Origin of the sequence: Micromonospora sp. NPDC048909 (genome assembly GCF_040649635.1) — a bacterium.
Lineage (GTDB): Bacteria > Actinomycetota > Actinomycetes > Mycobacteriales > Micromonosporaceae > Micromonospora.
On the sequence record NZ_JBEZFU010000004.1, the window covers coordinates 492,351 to 507,411 of the forward strand.

The following is a 15,061-nucleotide window of genomic DNA, read 5'->3' on the forward strand; positions in this document are numbered from 1 at the left end:
TCGTCACTGCCGGGCGAATCAGGAAACCGCAGGTCAGAGCTATTTTCGCGGAGTGTCGGAGTGGACTTGCGGCTGCTGCGGGCGCTACCGGGTCAGCGTGGAGTTGATCCGGGGCCGGTACCGCTACCGGCTGGTGCACCGGTATCCCCGACACTTCGGCGGCGGCAAGAACGTCCTCGGCGAGGTCGGCTCGATCGCCGAGCTGGCGGAGCTGCTGCGCCGTCGTACCCCGCTCACCCTCGCCGACCTGCGGGAGGCGGCCGCCTGACCCCGCACGGGCCGCGACCCGGCGGCCGTACGCTGGCCGGCAGGCGAGCGCGGAGGTAACCGGTATGCCGGCACTGACCTATCCGAACGTCGGGGCCACCCGCACCGGTGCGCTGCCGAGCGGCTGGCGGCACGTCCGCCACCGGACCCGGCTGCCGGACGGGTGCTTTCCGGTCGCGGCCGCGGCGGTGCTGGGCTGGCGGATGCACCGGGCGGCCGGGATCCGGATCGAGGCGGACGCGCCCCGCGCGGCCCCCGGCGTGCGGGTCGTCTCCAGGCTGGGCCTCGGTCCGCTGCGCCTGCCCGCCCCCTGCGAGGTGGTCTGGGCCGTCGACGACGGGCAGCGGGCCGGCTTCGGGTACGGCACGCTGCCGGGGCACCCGGCGCGCGGTGAGGAGGCCTTCGTGGTCAGCCGCGACGACGCCGGCCGGATCTGGTTCGAGGTGATCGCGTTCAGCCGTCCCGCCGGGTGGCTGATGCGGGCGGCCGGGCCGCTCGGCCGGGCCTTCCAGCACGGCTACGCCTGGTGGCTCGGCCGGACCCTGCGCCGGCTCTGCGCCGGCGGCTGATCCTGCGCGGGGTCAGAACCGGGCGAAGGAGCGGATCGGGGCGCGCGGCCCGTACTTCGGCGCCTGGATGCCGGCGGCCTCCAACAGCACGCAGACCCGCCCGCGGTGACCCCGGAACGGCTCCAGCAGCGCCAGCATCCGGGCGTCGTCGCCGCGCGGCTCGCCGGCGAGGGCCCAGGCCACCGTGTTCGGGACGTGGTAGTCGCCGACGCTGACCGCGTCCGGGTCGCCGTACGCCACCCGGACCACCTCGGCGGCGGTCCACGCGCCGATGCCCGGCACGGCGGTCAGCCGGCGGGTCGCCTCGGCCGAGTCCGCGCAGCGCTCCAGCCGGTCCGCGACGGCGGCGGCCCGGCGCAGCGTGTCGGCCCGGCGCTGCTCCACCCCGAACGGGTGGAAGACCCAGTAGGGCGCGGCGGCGATCGCGGCCGGCTCCGGCGGAAGCAGCAGCGGCTGCAGGGGCCCCGGTGCCTGCTCGGCGAAGTGCCGCACCGTCGCCGCGTACGCGCGGTACGCCTCCTTGCCGGTGACCTTCTGCTCGAAGACCGCCCGGAGCACCCGGGGAAAGACCAGCCCGGTGGCCGGCATCCGCAGCCCGTGGTGCTCACGGGCCAGCCGGGCGACCAGCGGGTGCGTCGCGGCGAGGTCGGCGAAGCCGGTCAGGTCGTCGCGGAGCCCGGCCACCGCGTCGGCCTGCGCCACCACCCACTCGGCGCCCGGGCCGTACCCCTCGGCCAGCAGATCACCGGCCACCGGCCGCAGGCTGAGCGTGGCCGGGCCGTCCGGAGTGCGGGTGGCCCACCAGAACGTGCCGTCCGCGATCCGCGCGCACGGGTCGTACGGGCTGAAGGTCAGGGCGCGGACCGAGCCGGCGAGGCGGTAGCCGGCGGGCGGGTGCAGCACCCGGCGGGCGGTGGGCTCGGTCCCGGTCATCCCGCAACTGTGCCAGAGCGACGACCGGGGCGGACCCCACGGGCCGCCCCGGTGTGTCCGGCATCCCGGCATGACGATGGCCGGCCGCGCCCTCCCCGGCTACGACCGGCCACCGTGTCCGGCGGGATCAGTACGAGTAGTCGGAGCTGCCCGCGTCCGAGTCGGCCTCGCTGTCCGACGGCGGGGCGACCGGCTTCGGGGTGCCCTTCGGCAGGCAGGACAGGTTCTTCTTGCCGTCCGGCGCGACCACGAACCAGGTGCCGCCGACGCCCTGGCCCTTCCACTGACCGGGCTTCTTGTCGCCGATGTAGCGGTACAGCGGCCAGCCGGCGAGGGTGAGCTGCCGGGTGCCGTCCTGCCGGGTGACCGTGCCGACCTTGTCGTCGGAGACTCCACTCAGCTGCGGATCGCCGTCGGTCAGCGCCGGCGGCCACACCTCGGCGCACTTGTCCACGCAGTTCGACGACGGCGGGTCGGCGGTGTCCTTGTCGAACCGGTACAGGACCCAGCCGTCCTGGTCGGTCACCACCTTGCCCATCCGGGCCACGCTCTTGCCGACGAGCTTCTCGGTCAGGTCCACGTCGGCCGGCGGGGCGTCGGCGACGGGGGCCTCCGCGGAGGCCTCGGGTTCGGCCGACGCGGTGGGCTCGGCCGCGGCGACGGCGACCGGCTCCGCCGCGCTCTGGTTCGCTGGGTCATAACCCGCGGGAGCGCAGGCCGTCAGGGCGACCATCGCGCCCGCGACGACAATGACCGTCCGCTTCATCTGTGCCACGTGCCCTCCTCGTTTCTCGGCAGTTCGCCCATGAGTACGGAAGGGAGGGTGTCAAGGTTGAACCACTAACAGTGGTCAATTTCATAAGATTTCGTTGAACCGTTTCGGGGGCCGCTGCGTGGGCTCTTTCGGAGCTATCCGTCGGGAACGAGTTATCGGCGCCGGTCTTTGTCGATGACCGGCGCCGATGCTACGGAGAGCGCTACGTCAACTTCACCGTGACCAGTGGGCTCGCCACCCCGTTCGCGTCCACCGACTCCACCTGGAACTGCTTGATGTCGGCCAGCCGGGCGGAGGTCGAGGCGCTCAGTTCGAGCCCCTGCGATCGGGCGTTGGTGCCGTATCCCTCGTCCGGGACGGACCAGGTGGAAATCACCTCGGTGGTGGCGTTCTTGCGTACCACCACGAGCCGGCAGATGCGTGGGCCGGGCAGTTTCCGGAGACTGAAGTTGACTTTGGTGCCGAAGTCCTTGGTGGCCAGGAACATCGTGGTCTGCACGCCGGTGGTCGGGTCGGTGGCGTCGAACTGGTCGCCCTCCTCCTCGTTGCCGCCGACTCCCGGCCCGGTCGCCGGGGCCGTGGGCGCGCCGGTGGGCGGCTGGTCGATGGGCGCGTCGCGCGTCGGCTCGGCGACCACGTCGGTCGGGCCGGCGTCGCTGATCACGTTGCTGAAGCCGATCCCGGTCAGACCACCCAGCACCACCACCGCGGCCGCCGCGGCCAGCAGCTGCCGGAACCGGGTACGTCGCCGGTCGGCGCGGACCGCGACCAGCGTGCGGTCCAGCAGTCCCGGGTCGGTCGCCGTCTGCTCCAGCGCGGTCATCGTCTCGCCGTCGATGCCGGAGAGCAGCCCGACCACCGGCACCATCGTCTCCAGCTCGGCCGCGCACGCCCAGCAGGTGGCGAGGTGCTCCTCGAAGCGCTCGGTGTCCTGCTCGTCGAGCACGCCGAGCGCGTACGCGGCGACGTCCATGTGGTCCGGCCGGCTCATTCCGTCACCCCCCGTTCCTGCAGAGCCGTGCGCAGCGCGCGCAGTGCGTAGTAGACCCGCGACTTGGCGGTGCCGAGCGGGAGGCCCAGCTCCTCGGCCGCCTCGGGCACGGTCCGCCCCCGGAAGTACGTCGCGATCAGGATCTCGCGGTGCGACTGGCTCAGCGTACGTAGCGCGTCGGCCACCGTCATCGTGCGTAGTACCTGGTCGGTGCTGTCCGACTGGGCGAACGCGGTCAGGTCCCGGTCGTACGTCTCCGCCGGCCGGGCCTGCTCGCTACGGTGCTCGTCGATGGCGATCCGGCGGGCCACGGTGACCAGCCAGGGCCGCAGCGACCCCTGACCCTGGGTCCCCAGCCGGTGGGCGTTGCGCCAGGCCCGCAGCAGCGTCTCCTGGACGATGTCCTCCGCGCGCTGCCGGTCCCCCCCGGTGAGCCGCATGACGAACATCAGCAGTGGCCCGGCATGCTCGGCGTAGAGCTGCCGGACCAACTGGTCGGAGTGGCTCGCCTCGGTGGACGTCGCCTGGTGGCGTCCGGGCGCCGGTCGCGGCGTCACCGGACCATTCTGGCGAGGCGCCGGGCGGCCGTCGACCCCCCGTGAAGTTGGCCGCGACTGGGATCGCGCGGACATCCAGTCCGCCCGCACCACATCGCCGTGCCAACCGGCCGCCACCGCATGCATGCAGACCTCCGGGTTGTCCTGTGACCACAACGGCCCACCCAGGCGGGCCGCCCGGTGGTACGCACCGTCGGCGCGAGCGGATCAACAACGAGCGAAGAAATTTCGGCGGCCGGCGCGACGAAGGCGTGCCGCCCGCCGCCGGGCCGGCCGTGCCGTTCGTCCGGCGGCGTCAGTGGCCGGTGGAGAAGAGGCCCGGCGGCGGCGGGGCGGAGCCCGTGGCGTCCGCGTCCCGGACGATGCTCGCGCCGCCGGCGAACCGGTCCAGGTCCGCCCCCGCGACCACCCGCCCGGGGAACCAGTCACCGGCGGCCCGCCGGGTCAGCTCCGGCACCGGCGGCTCGACCCGCCCGGCCATGAGTACCAGGTTGCCGTACCGGCGTCCGCGCAGCACCGCGGCGTCGCCGACCATGGCGGCGCGGGGAAGCACCGAACGGACCGTGGCCACCTGCCCGCGGGCGTGCCGCAGCGGTGGGCCGTCGGCCAGGTTGGCCAGGTACCAGCCGGTGGGGTGGAGCACCCGGGCCACCTCGGCGGCGTACTCGACCGAGGTCAGGTGTGCCGGAGTGCGGGCACCGGCGAAGACGTCGGCGACCACCACGTCGTAGCTGGCGTCCCGGCTGCCGGTGAGCACGGCGCGCGCGTCGGCCACCCGTACCCGCAGCCGGGGGTCGGCCGGCCAGGGCAGCACCCGGCGGACCAGCTCCACCAGCGCGCCGTCCACCTCGGCCACCCGCTGGGTGGAGCCGGGTCGGGTGGCTGAGACGTACCGGGGCAGGGTGAGCGCGCCCCCGCCGAGGTGCAGCACCCGCAGCGGGGCGCCGGCCGGGGCGATCAGGTCGACCGCGGCGGCCAGCCGCCGGACGTACTCGAACTCCAGGTGGGTGGGGTCGGTCAGGTCGACGTGCGACTGCGGCGCGCCGTCCAGCAGCAGGGTCCACGAGCCCGGCCGGTCCCGGTCCGGCACCAGCTCGGCCCGCCCGGTCTCCACCTGCTCGGCCACCCGGTCGGCGGCCCGCTTCCGTCCCACCCGCCCAGTATCCCGGGCCGCCCGAGCTGCCCGCCCGCGCCTCCACCTGGCCGCACGTCGCACTCGGCGCAAGATCACACAACGTCAGGGATGTAGTGGTCTCCCTCGCTACGAGCGGCCACTACATCCAGGAAGTGGCGCGATCATGCGGGATGAGCCGCGCGGGCGGGCGGCGCGGGTGGTGGGGGTCAGCTGCGCAGGGTGCCGGCGCGGGCGGCGGCGGTGAGCGCCCGGTGCAGCAGCCGGGAATCGCCGAGCAGCGCCCGCAGTCGGCGCTCCAACCCGGCGATCGGGATCAGGTTCTGCGGGGCGCGCGGATCCTTGTAGGGCGTGGAGGCGAACCGGGGCAGCGTCACCAGGGACAGGTCGGCCAGCTCGACCGCCTCGGCGATGTCGAGCTCGGCGGAGCACTCCAGCCGGACGATGCCCGCCCACGGCGCGCCGGCCGCCACCGGCAGCCGCAGATACCAGGACCAGCCGCCCCAGGCGGTGCCGACCCGGAACACCGGGCAGCGCTGGCCGACGGCCAGGCCGGTCACCACCGCGGTCAGCCGGGCGTCCAGGTACTGGCTGTGCTGGGTCTTGATGTAGCCCAGGGTGCGCGGCAGCTGCCGGCGGCTACGCAGCGGACCGTCCACCACCAGCAGGTCCCCGTCGGTGCGGGCGGCGTCGGAGACCGCCACCTCCAACGCGGTCAGCGGCCCCTGCACCGCCGCCGGCAGCTTGGCCAGCTCGCCGGTGCCGCCCACCCGGTGCACCGGGTAGCGGATCGTCCCGGCGACCACCTCCTCGGCCGTCGGGCTGGCGGTGAAGAGGCCCCGGCCCACCCGGGTGCCGGCCAGCTGCGCCGCGCCCCGCTCGAGGTCGCAGCGGACCACTCCGGCGGCGTAGGAGGCGGCCAGGCCCGGAAAGGAACCGCCGTCAGCCTCGGCCGTCCAGATGCTGGCGTCGATCCGGCGGACCCCGTCGACCAGCAGCACCACGTCGGGCGCCCGCACCCCGGCCCGTACGTCGATCGCCCGCCACTGCGCCGCCGGCAGCTCGGCGTCCGTCTCCACCTGCGCGCTGCTCGGCGCGGCCGGACCGGTGGCGGACGCCTCGAACGAGGCACCGTAGGACGGGTCCCAGGCGTCGACGAAGAACCGCCCGCCTGGCGTGCTCACCGACCGGTCCGTTCGACGCGGGCCGAGCGGGCGTCCTTGCGGACCTCGAACCGGACCGGGATGCGTTCCGCCAGCGCCGGTACGTGGGTGACCACGCCCACCATCCGGTCACCCCGGGCGGCGAGGTTCTCCAGGGTGGCGGCGACCGTGTCCAGAGTGGCCGCGTCGAGCGTGCCGAAGCCCTCGTCCAGGACGATCGACTCCAGGCTCGCCGCCGTGGTGGACATCCCGGCGAGCTGCTCGGAGAGCGCCAGCGCCAGGGCCAGCGACGCCTGGAACGTCTCGCCGCCGGAGAGGGTGCGCACAGCCCGGCGCAACCCGGCGTCATGGTGGTCGACGACGAAGAACTCACCCTTGTCGTGCATCAGGTCGTACTGGCCGCCGGAGAGTTCCCGCAGGATCCGGGACGCCCCGTCGACGAGCAGATCCAACGCCTCGGCCAGCAGCCACCGCTCGAAGTTGTTGGCCCGCAGGTGGCTGGCGAGCGCCCGGGCCACCTGCGCCCGGCGCTCGTGTCCGGCCCGCTGTTCGCGCAGCTCGGCGGCCTGTTCGCGGCGCTCGACCAGCCGGCGCCGGTCGGCCTCGGCCCGCTCGAGCGCGACCGCGGCGGCACGCACCGGGTCGTCCGGGGCGGGCAGCCCGGCGTCGGCGAAGATGCCGCCGATCCGCTGCGCCACGGTCGTGGCCGCGCCGTCGGCCTCGGCGACCGCCGCCGCCAGCCCGTCCCGCTCCGACCGGCGGCGCTGCGCCTGCGCGTCGGCCCAGTCGGCCAGGGTGCGCCACGCGCCGGCGACGTCGTCCCGGTCGGCGGCCGGCGGCCCGAACCGGGCCAGCCCGTCCCGGACGGAGTCGAAGCGCCGCCACGCCGCCCGTAGCCGCTCCTCGGCGGCGTCCACCGCGCCGCGGGCCCGCCGCGCGGCGTCCCGACCGGCCCGGACCGCCGCGGCCGCCTCGTCCAGCGCCCGCCGGAGCCGGGCGTGCTCGGCCAGCTGGTCACGCAACGCCTCGGCGGTGGCCGCCCCGGCGAGCTGCCCGTCCAGCTCGGCGAGCCGGGCGTCCAACTGCTCCTGCCGGGTCCGGGCCTGCACCAGCACCCGCTCCAGTTCGCGGGCGGCGGTGTCGCGCTCCTGCAGCACCCGCTTGGCCGCCTCGCTGGCCACCCGGGCGGCCTTGCCGGCCTCGACCGCCCCGGCCACCGCCGAACCGGCCGGCACCGCCGGCACCCGGGGAACGACCTGCTCGCAGACCGGGCAGGGCCCGCCGTCGACCAGGTGCGCCCGCAGCGCCACCGCCTGATCGGTGGCCTTCGCCTCCTCGTGGGCCCGGAACGCCGCCGTCAGCTCCTCCTCAGCCCGCTCGGCCGCGGCCCGCGCCTCGGTCAGCGCCCGGACGGCCGCGTCGTGCTCGGTGGCGGCCGCGCCCATCGCCGCCCGTACCACCTCCGCCTCGCCGGCCAGTTTCTCCCGGTCGGCGTACCCGCGCAGCTGCAGCCGCAGGGCGCTCTCGTCACCGGCGGCGGCCAGCTCGCCGCGGAGCTTCTCCTCGCGCTCCTCGGCCAGCGACACCGCGTTCGCCGCCGCGTCGGCCTCGGCGCGCGCGTCGGTCACCGCCCGGGCCACCTCGGCGACCCCGGTCGGCGCCCGGACCGCGCCCAGCACGGTCAGCTCGGCGTCGAGGGCGGTCAGGGCCGCCGTCGCCTCCCGCGCCGCCGCCCGCGCCGCCTCCAGCTCGGGTACGGCGGCGGTCACCGCCGCGGCCAGCTCGCCCATCCGGTCGACCTGACCGGTGGCCCGCTCAAGCGCCTCGTCGTCGACGTCGGTGAGCCCGGCCAGCAGTTGGTCGACCCCCTCCAGCTTCGCCTCGGCCTGCGCCGCGCGGGCGGTGGCCTGCTTCTGCACCTCCTCGTAGACGCCGAGGCCGAGCAGGTTGACCAGGATCTGCTGCCGGGTGGCCGGCTTGGCGTGCAGGAAGTCGGCGAACTGGCCCTGCGGCAGCACCACGCAGCTGGTGAACTGCTCGTAGGGCAGCCCCACCGCCTCCAGCACCGCCTCGTCCATCTCGGCCGGGGTGCCCGCCACCACCTCGCCGAGGTCCTCCGGGCTCAACCCGGTCTCCAGCTTGGTGACGTCGAAGCCGGGCGGCATCAGCTGCAACCCGGCGTTCGCGGTCTTCACGTTGCCCCGGCTGTCCCGCCGGACCACCCGGGTGGCCACGTAGCGGGCCCCGCCGGACTCGAAGACCAGCCGCACCCGGGCCTCGGCCGTCGACGGCGCGAGCGCGTTGCCCAGACCCCGGGTGCCACCCCAGCGGGGCACCGTGCCGTAGAGGGCGAAGCAGATCGCGTCCAGCACCGTCGACTTGCCCGAGCCGGTCGGGCCGACCAGCGCGAAGAAGTCGGCGTCGGTGAAGTCGACGGTGGTCTCCTCGCGGAAGACGGTGAAGCCGGCCATGTCCAGCCGTATCGGTCGCATCAGCGGTCGACCTCCTCGAAGAGCTCGTCGAAGAGTTCCTGGACGCCGTCGTCGGCGTGGCCCCGGCTCTCCAGGTAGTCGGCGAAGAGCTCGCGCGGTGAGCGCCCGGAGCGTTGCGCGACGCGGGTGCCACTGCCCGGCGCGGGCACCAGCTCGGGATCGATCCGGATCTCCAGCGCCCGGGGCAGCAGCTCCTGCACCTCCTCGCGCAGGCCCGCCCGGGGCTGCTCTCGGACGAAGACCCGCAGCCAGGCGTCCGGCTGCTCCACCTCGGCGAGCTGGGCGAGTGTGCCGCGGACGGTGCGCAGGGTGGCCGCCGCGCTCACCGGCACCTCCCGCACCCGGGCGGCGGTGCTCGCGGTGACCTCGACGAGGGTCACCGAGGGAACGTTCTCCTGCTCGCCGAAGTCGACCGCGAGCGGGCTGCCGCTGTAGCGCACCGGGCAGGGGCCCTCGACCCGCTGCGCGCGGTGCAGGTGGCCCAGCGCGACGTAGTGCGCGGTGGCCGGAAAGACCGTCGCGGGCACCGCGTAGCCGAGCACGGTGTGCGCGTCCCGCTCGCCGCCGCCGGCCGCCGCACCGGTCACCGTCAGGTGCGCGGTGACCAGGTGCACCCGGTCCGGCTCGTGAAAGCCCTCGGTGAGCCGGCCGAGCACCCGGCCCAGGTGGTCGGCGTACGTCTGGTTCGCCTCGGCGGCGGTCAGCTCGTACATCTCCACCGCGCGGACGGCGTAGCGCTGGGAGAGGAACGGCAGCGCGGCCAACCGCCAGCGCTCGCCACCGGCGGTGCTGCCGTCGATCACGTGCTCGTCGGGGCTCTCCCGGACGCTGCCGCGCAGGGTGATCCCGGCGGCCTCGGCCCAGGGGCGCAGCGCGTCGAGCGCGGCTCCGTTGTCGTGGTTGCCGCCGATCGCGACCACGTCCGCGCCGGTGCGGCGCAACGCGGTCAGCGCCCGGGTCACCAGCCGGGTCGCCTCCGGCGTCGGCGCGGCGGTGTCGTAGAGGTCACCGGCGACGATGACCAGGTCGGGCCGTTCGGCACGGGCGATCTCGATCACGCCGGCCAGCACCGCCTTGTGCTCCTCGGCCCGGGACTGGCCCTTGAGGACCTTGCCGACGTGCCAGTCCGAGGTGTGCAGGATCTTCACCGTGCCCGCCCTTCGTTCGCGCTCACCGGTGCCCGCCCTCCGCTGATGCTCACCTAGAACGGGATGTCGTCGTCGCTGCCGCCGCCGGTGCCCACCACCGCGAACGGGTCCGCGGACTGGGTGATCGAGCGGAGGGTCTGCGACGGTGCCCGGCCCGCCTCGCTGACCCGGGTCGCCCAGGCCGGGAACGGGAACTCGAGGCAGAGCGGCACCGGGATGTCCGGTTGGTTGACGAACATGGTGCCCGGCTTGGCCAGCAGCGCCCGCTGGCGCTGGGCCGGCGGCAGGAAGCCGTACTCCGGTCGGGACGCCTCGGCCGGGTCGAGCCGGCCGACCACCCGGATCGCCGAGTTGGTCACGATGCGCCGCTCGACCTCGCTCGCCGTCTGCTGCGCGCCGACGAGGATCACGCCCAGCGAGCGGCCCCGCTCGGCGATGTCGAGCAGCACCTCCTTGATGGGGGAGGAGCCCTCGCGCGGGGCGTACTTGTTCAGCTCGTCGAGGACGACGAAGAGCAGCGGCTTGGCGGTGCCTGCCTTCTCCTTGCGCTCGAACTCGCTCTTCAGCGTCACGCCGACCACGAACCGCTGGGCGCGGTCGGGCAGGTTGTGCAGGTCGACCACGGTGACCTGGGCGCTCTCGGTGGTGTTGATGCTGTGCGGGCGGCGGGTGGCCAGATCGCCCCGGATCAGCCGGCCGAGGTCCTTCTTGCTGCCGATCAGCCGCCGGGCGAACGCGTTGACCGTGCCGAGCCCGACCGCGCTGCCGGCCCAGTCGGACCGGGTCTCGTCGTCGTTGAGCTGCTCGACGACGTGGTCGACCAGGTCGGCGTAGGTGCCGAGGCGGACCCCGTCGATGCTCACCCCGCCGTCGGCGGGCTGGGCGTAGCGGGCCAGGTGGGCGGCGACCGAGTGGACCACCATCGTGTACTGCTGGCGTTCGTCGTCGGCGTCGGCGAAGACGTAGGGCAGCAGCCGGTCGGCGCAGAACTCGCTGAGCGTCCAGTAGAAGCTGTCGACGCCGGTGAGCCGGCTGCTCACGTCGGGGGTGCCCGACGAGTCGCCGACCCGGGGCGGGGCGTAGACCCGGACGTCGGGGAACGCGCCGGCGTCGAGGCCGAGCTTGGCGTAGCCGGCGCGGGTGGCGTCGTCGAGCCGGGTGTTGGGGTGGTCGAGGAAGAGCAGGTCCTCGCCCTTGACGTTGAAGATGAGCGCCTTGGCGTTGACCGCGTCGCCGCCGAGCACGCCCGAGCGGAAGACCGAGTAGAGCAGGAAGGTGGCGAAGCTGGTCTTGGTGGCCACGCCGGAGATGCCGGAGATGGAGACGTGCGCGCCGCGGCTGCCGTCGAGGAAGTCGGCGTTGAGGTAGACCGGCACCCCGTCGCGACCCATCCCCATCGGGATCCGCCGCTCCATCCGGTCGAAGTGCAGCGCCCGGGCCCGGGCGTCGCCCTCGGCGCGGTGCACCACCGCACCCGGCGTCGGCGGTACGTAGAGCTCCGGGTCGACCCGGGTGGTGGTCACCTCGGCCGCCTCCTGCACCTGGGCGGGCAGGGTGCCGTCGGCGATGGCGAAGACGTCGGAGTCGAACTGGGCGCCCTCGTGCCGGGCCCGCACCTGGGTGACCACTCCGGCGATGGTCACCGGCTCCCGGTCGGGCAGCTCGCGCCGGGTGACCACCACGTCGTCGAGCTGGAGGTAGCTGCCGGGTGCCACGGCCGTCCAGAACTGCAGCGGGGTGGCGTCGGCGGTGCCGAGCACGCGGCCCACCACCTCGCCCGGACCGTCGAACCCGTCATCGGTCATCAGGCAACTCCGGTCGGCTGGTCATCGCGGTCGGGGCACACGTCCTGCATCCTGCCCGAGTAGTACGACAGGTTGCCACGCGACGCGGCGGACGCCACGCCGGTGCGCGGCCCCGCCGGTCGCAGCGTCACGAGGCCGGCACCGTGCGTGCCGATCCGGGTACGACCACCGCCGCCGTCAGTCTCGGGCGTAGCGCAGCATCAGCACCCCGTCGCCGGCGGCCAGGACGTGCCGCAGCGCGAGGCTGCGCGGCGGGGAGGTCTCGCCCGCGGTGATCCGGCCCGGGCCGGGGCCGGCGAGCAGCGGCGCGACGGTGAGGCACAGCTCGTCCACCAGGTCGGCGCCGGTGAGGGCGCCGAAGAGCTGCGGCCCGCCCTCGCAGAGCAGTTGGTCGAGGCCGCGCCGGCGCAGCTCGGCGAGGCCGGCGGCGAGGTCCACCCGGTCGGCGCCGCAGCGCACCAGGTCGGCCACCTCGGCGAGCCCGGCCGGGGGTACGGCGTCGGCGCGGGTGAGCACCACCGGCCGCACCGGCGCGTCGGCGAAGACGGGCTGGGTCGGGTCGAGGTCGAGCCCGCCGGAGACCACCACCAGCGTCGGATACTCGGGCAGGCCTTGCTCGCGACGCCAGGCCCGGCGCCGCTCGTCCAGCCGCAGCGCGCGGTAACCCTCGTGGCGCAGCGTCCCGGCGGCCACCACCAGCGCGTCGCAGAGCATCCGCAGCAGGCCGAAGACGCGCTTGTCCGGCTCGCCGGAGAGCCCCGCGGAGTAGCCGCCCAGGGCCACCGCGCCGTCGAGGCTGGACACGAAGTTCACCCGAAGGTGTGGCTGCTCGGCCCGGCCGTAGAGGGCGGTCAGCGCCGCGTCGTCGAGCGGCTCCGAGGTGGCCGCCGGCCAGATCCGGTCGATCGGGATTCCGACGCTCATTCGCTGGCCGGACCGGTGACCGGAGGGGTCGGTCGGGGGGTACGGTGCTGGCAGTCGCACCAGTTCCGACCCCGACAGTCGCCGTGCCGCTTCGCCCGGCACGCTCCGCAGATCATGCTCGCAGCTTAGCGAGGGGGGATGAGACAGCATGCCGCGTCAGATCTTCCAGCTGAGGATCTCCCTGGCCGGGGTCCGTCCGCCGGTGTGGCGTCGGGTGCTGGTGCCGGCCGGCTACACCCTCGACCGGCTGCACCGGGTGATCCAGCACGCGATGGGTTGGCGCGACTGCCACCTGCACTCGTTCGAGATCGACGGGCTCCAGTACGGCGAGCCCGACCCGGACGGCGAGCTGGCGCTGCACGACGAGCTCGACGTCCGGCTCGACGCGGTGCTCGGCAAGGGCAGCCGGTTCCAGTACACCTACGACTTCGGTGACTGGTGGGAGCACGACCTGGTGGTCGAGGACGCGGTGACCGCCGACCCGGACGAGCGCTATCCGACCTGTCTGGACGGTGAGCGGGCCGGCCCGCCGGAGGACGTCGGTGGCGCGCCCGGCTACCAGGGGCTGCTCGTCGCGCTGGCCGACCCGGAGCACCCGGAGCACTGGGCGATGCGCGACTGGGCGGGTGACCACTTCGACCCGGCCGCCTTCGACGCCGGGCGTGCCGGCACCCTGCTGCGCCGCTTCTGCTGATCCGCTGAGCACGGCCGCCCCGGTGGGCGGCCGGTCCCGCGTGCCCTCGGCCGCTCACCGCGCGCGGCGGGTGCCGGTAACAAATTGGGAACGCTCCCAAGCGTCTATTGACACTCCCGACACGCGCCCGCAATCTCATGGGAGCGCTCCCGATGCGTGGGCGTCAGCACTGCCCGGTGCGCAACTTCGGGGGCGGGCAGGTAGCCGCCACGAGGGTTCAGCGACCGGAGAGCCCGCATCGCCAGGCACCGGAACCACCACACGAATCACCCACCTGAGAGGGGTCAGGGATGAGCGTCATCAGGCGCCGGCTCCGCACTGCCGCGGTCGCCGCGATCGCCGTGGGCGTGGCCCTCGGCAGCACCGCGTGCAGCAAGAAGAACGACGACGAGGCAGGCGGTGAGAACGGGCAGGTCAAGCTCGTCCTCCAGACCTTCTCCAACTTCGGGTACGACAAGGCCATCAAGGACTTCGAGGCGGCCAACCCGAACATCAAGGTCGAGCACCAGAAGATGGGCGAGCTGCGGGACTTCCAGCCGAAGCTGGTGCAGTGGCTCGCGGCGGGCAGCGGCGCCGGTGACGTGGTCGGTCTGGAAGAGGGCGTGCTGCTCCAGTACGTGCAGAACCACGACAAGTTCAGCAACCTGCTCGACCTCGGCGCCAGCGAGGTGAAGTCCAACTTCCCGGAGTGGAAGTGGAACAACGCCATGACGCCGGACGGCAAGAAGCTGATCGGGCTCGGCACCGACGTCGGCGGCCTCGCCATGTGCTACCGCAAGGACCTGTTCCAGCAGGCGGGCCTGCCCACCGAGCGGGACGCGGTCTCCCAGAAGATCAGCACCTGGGACGACTACGTCGCGCTGGGCCGTCAGTTCAAGAACAGCGGCAAGGTCAAGGCGGCGTGGCTGGACAGCGCCACCAGCCTGATGCAGCCGTACGTCATGCAGAACTCCGAGACGTTCTTCTTCGACAAGGAGAACAAGTTCATCGGTGACACCAACCCGGTCGTCCGCAGGGCGTGGGACCTGGGTCTGCAGATGGCCGCCGACGGCCTGACCGCCAAGGCGCAGCGCTGGAGCGCCGACTGGGACGCCGCGTTCAAGAACAACGCCTTCGCCACGATCCCCTGCCCGGCCTGGATGACCGAGGGCATCATCGCCCAGCGTTCCGGCCCGACCAACGCCGGCAAGTGGGACATCGCCAAGATCCCGGGCGGCGGCGGCAACTGGGGCGGCTCCTACCTCGCCGTCCCGGCGCAGACCAAGCACCCGAAGGAGGCTTACCTGCTGGCCAAGTACCTGACCAGCAAGGAGGGCCACCTGGCGGCGTTCAACGAGGCCGGCGCGATGCCCTCCAGCATCCCGGGCATCGAGGACCCCGCCTTCAAGGACAAGACGAGCGAGTACTTCAGTGGCGCCCCGATCGGTCAGATCTTCGGTGACAGCGTCAAGAACATGAAGCCGGTCTTCCTCGGCGCCAAGCACCAGCAGGTCTGGGAGACCATCGTCGAGCCGCAGATGCAGGCGGCCGAGCGCGGCCAGACCAGCTCGGACGCCGCGTGGACCAAGGCGATGAACGAGGCCAAGAAGGCCGTCGCCTGATCCGCCGGTG

14 protein-coding genes are annotated in these 15,061 nt (G+C 73.9%); 4 read left to right on the forward strand and 10 right to left on the reverse strand.

Annotated elements, in window-relative coordinates:
* The first annotated feature begins 52 nt into the window (after window positions 1–52).
* Entirely contained in the window at window positions 53–268 is a 216-nt protein-coding gene (locus AB0C04_RS14490) for a hypothetical protein (protein ID WP_350875235.1), read from the forward strand.
* A 64-nt stretch (window positions 269–332) separates the two neighbouring features.
* Window positions 333–836 carry a DUF1990 domain-containing protein gene (locus AB0C04_RS14495; protein ID WP_357053421.1) on the forward strand — a complete coding sequence of 168 codons (504 nt, stop codon included), beginning with the start codon at window positions 333–335 and terminating at the stop codon, window positions 834–836.
* Window positions 837–848: 12 nt separating this feature from the next.
* Here AB0C04_RS14495 and AB0C04_RS14500 read toward each other — a convergent pair whose 3' ends face one another.
* The 10 genes from AB0C04_RS14500 to AB0C04_RS14545 all read right to left on the reverse strand — a co-directional run bounded on the left by AB0C04_RS14500 (window position 849) and on the right by AB0C04_RS14545 (window position 12,756).
* A complete protein-coding gene (locus tag AB0C04_RS14500) occupies window positions 849–1,769 on the reverse strand; it encodes a DNA-3-methyladenine glycosylase 2 family protein (RefSeq protein WP_357053424.1) in 921 nt (306 codons plus the stop codon).
* A gap of 127 nt (window positions 1,770–1,896) precedes the next feature.
* Window positions 1,897–2,544: a hypothetical protein gene (locus AB0C04_RS14505; RefSeq protein WP_357053427.1), complete on the reverse strand. Its 648-nt coding sequence runs from the start codon at window positions 2,542–2,544 to the stop codon at window positions 1,897–1,899.
* 202 nt (window positions 2,545–2,746) lie between these two features.
* Window positions 2,747–3,535, reverse strand: a complete 789-nt coding sequence (locus AB0C04_RS14510; protein ID WP_357053430.1) for a zf-HC2 domain-containing protein — start codon at window positions 3,533–3,535, stop codon at window positions 2,747–2,749.
* Entirely contained in the window at window positions 3,532–4,218 is a 687-nt protein-coding gene (locus tag AB0C04_RS14515) for a sigma-70 family RNA polymerase sigma factor (RefSeq protein WP_350875244.1), read from the reverse strand. Before AB0C04_RS14515 ends, AB0C04_RS14510 begins: the two co-directional genes overlap by 4 nt.
* Before the next feature lie 169 nt (window positions 4,219–4,387).
* Window positions 4,388–5,245, reverse strand: a complete 858-nt coding sequence (locus AB0C04_RS14520; RefSeq protein ID WP_357053434.1) for a fused MFS/spermidine synthase — start codon at window positions 5,243–5,245, stop codon at window positions 4,388–4,390.
* Between the two features lie 188 nt (window positions 5,246–5,433).
* A complete protein-coding gene (locus AB0C04_RS14525) occupies window positions 5,434–6,408 on the reverse strand; it encodes a hypothetical protein (RefSeq protein ID WP_357053437.1) in 975 nt (324 codons plus the stop codon).
* Window positions 6,405–8,879, reverse strand: a complete 2,475-nt coding sequence (locus tag AB0C04_RS14530) for an SMC family ATPase (RefSeq protein ID WP_357053440.1) — start codon at window positions 8,877–8,879, stop codon at window positions 6,405–6,407. Before AB0C04_RS14530 ends, AB0C04_RS14525 begins: the two co-directional genes overlap by 4 nt.
* Window positions 8,879–10,027 carry an exonuclease SbcCD subunit D gene (locus AB0C04_RS14535; protein WP_357053443.1) on the reverse strand — a complete coding sequence of 383 codons (1,149 nt, stop codon included), beginning with the start codon at window positions 10,025–10,027 and terminating at the stop codon, window positions 8,879–8,881. The genes AB0C04_RS14530 and AB0C04_RS14535 overlap by 1 nt, the downstream gene beginning before the upstream one ends.
* A 53-nt stretch (window positions 10,028–10,080) precedes the next feature.
* On the reverse strand, window positions 10,081–11,832 hold the full coding sequence (locus AB0C04_RS14540) for an ATP-binding protein (RefSeq protein WP_357053446.1): 1,752 nt from the start codon (window positions 11,830–11,832) through the stop codon (window positions 10,081–10,083).
* Window positions 11,833–12,009: 177 nt separating this feature from the next.
* Entirely contained in the window at window positions 12,010–12,756 is a 747-nt protein-coding gene (locus tag AB0C04_RS14545; protein WP_357053449.1) for a pyrimidine reductase family protein, read from the reverse strand.
* 148 nt (window positions 12,757–12,904) lie between these two features.
* On the opposite strand from AB0C04_RS14545, the gene AB0C04_RS14550 reads away from it, so the two are divergent.
* Window positions 12,905–13,450, forward strand: a complete 546-nt coding sequence (locus AB0C04_RS14550; protein ID WP_357053452.1) for a plasmid pRiA4b ORF-3 family protein — start codon at window positions 12,905–12,907, stop codon at window positions 13,448–13,450.
* A 290-nt stretch (window positions 13,451–13,740) separates the two neighbouring features.
* Window positions 13,741–15,051 (forward strand): extracellular solute-binding protein, encoded by a 1,311-nt coding sequence (locus AB0C04_RS14555; RefSeq protein ID WP_357053455.1) that lies wholly within the window; start codon window positions 13,741–13,743, stop codon window positions 15,049–15,051.
* The last annotated feature ends 10 nt before the right edge of the window (window positions 15,052–15,061 follow it).

What these genes read in the sequence shown, in the direction of transcription:
- AB0C04_RS14495 (WP_357053421.1), top strand. Translation starts at nt 333, where the DNA reads ATGCCGGCACTGACCTATCCGAACGTCGGGGCCACCCGCACCGGTGCG.
- AB0C04_RS14500 (WP_357053424.1), bottom strand. Translation starts at nt 1,769, where the DNA reads ATGACCGGGACCGAGCCCACCGCCCGCCGGGTGCTGCACCCGCCCGCC.
- AB0C04_RS14510 (WP_357053430.1), bottom strand. Translation starts at nt 3,535, where the DNA reads ATGAGCCGGCCGGACCACATGGACGTCGCCGCGTACGCGCTCGGCGTG.
- AB0C04_RS14515 (WP_350875244.1), bottom strand. Translation starts at nt 4,218, where the DNA reads ATGCATGCGGTGGCGGCCGGTTGGCACGGCGATGTGGTGCGGGCGGAC.
- AB0C04_RS14530 (WP_357053440.1), bottom strand. Translation starts at nt 8,879, where the DNA reads ATGCGACCGATACGGCTGGACATGGCCGGCTTCACCGTCTTCCGCGAG.
- AB0C04_RS14540 (WP_357053446.1), bottom strand. Translation starts at nt 11,832, where the DNA reads ATGACCGATGACGGGTTCGACGGTCCGGGCGAGGTGGTGGGCCGCGTG.
- AB0C04_RS14545 (WP_357053449.1), bottom strand. Translation starts at nt 12,756, where the DNA reads ATGAGCGTCGGAATCCCGATCGACCGGATCTGGCCGGCGGCCACCTCG.
- AB0C04_RS14550 (WP_357053452.1), top strand. Translation starts at nt 12,905, where the DNA reads ATGCCGCGTCAGATCTTCCAGCTGAGGATCTCCCTGGCCGGGGTCCGT.
- AB0C04_RS14555 (WP_357053455.1), top strand. Translation starts at nt 13,741, where the DNA reads ATGAGCGTCATCAGGCGCCGGCTCCGCACTGCCGCGGTCGCCGCGATC.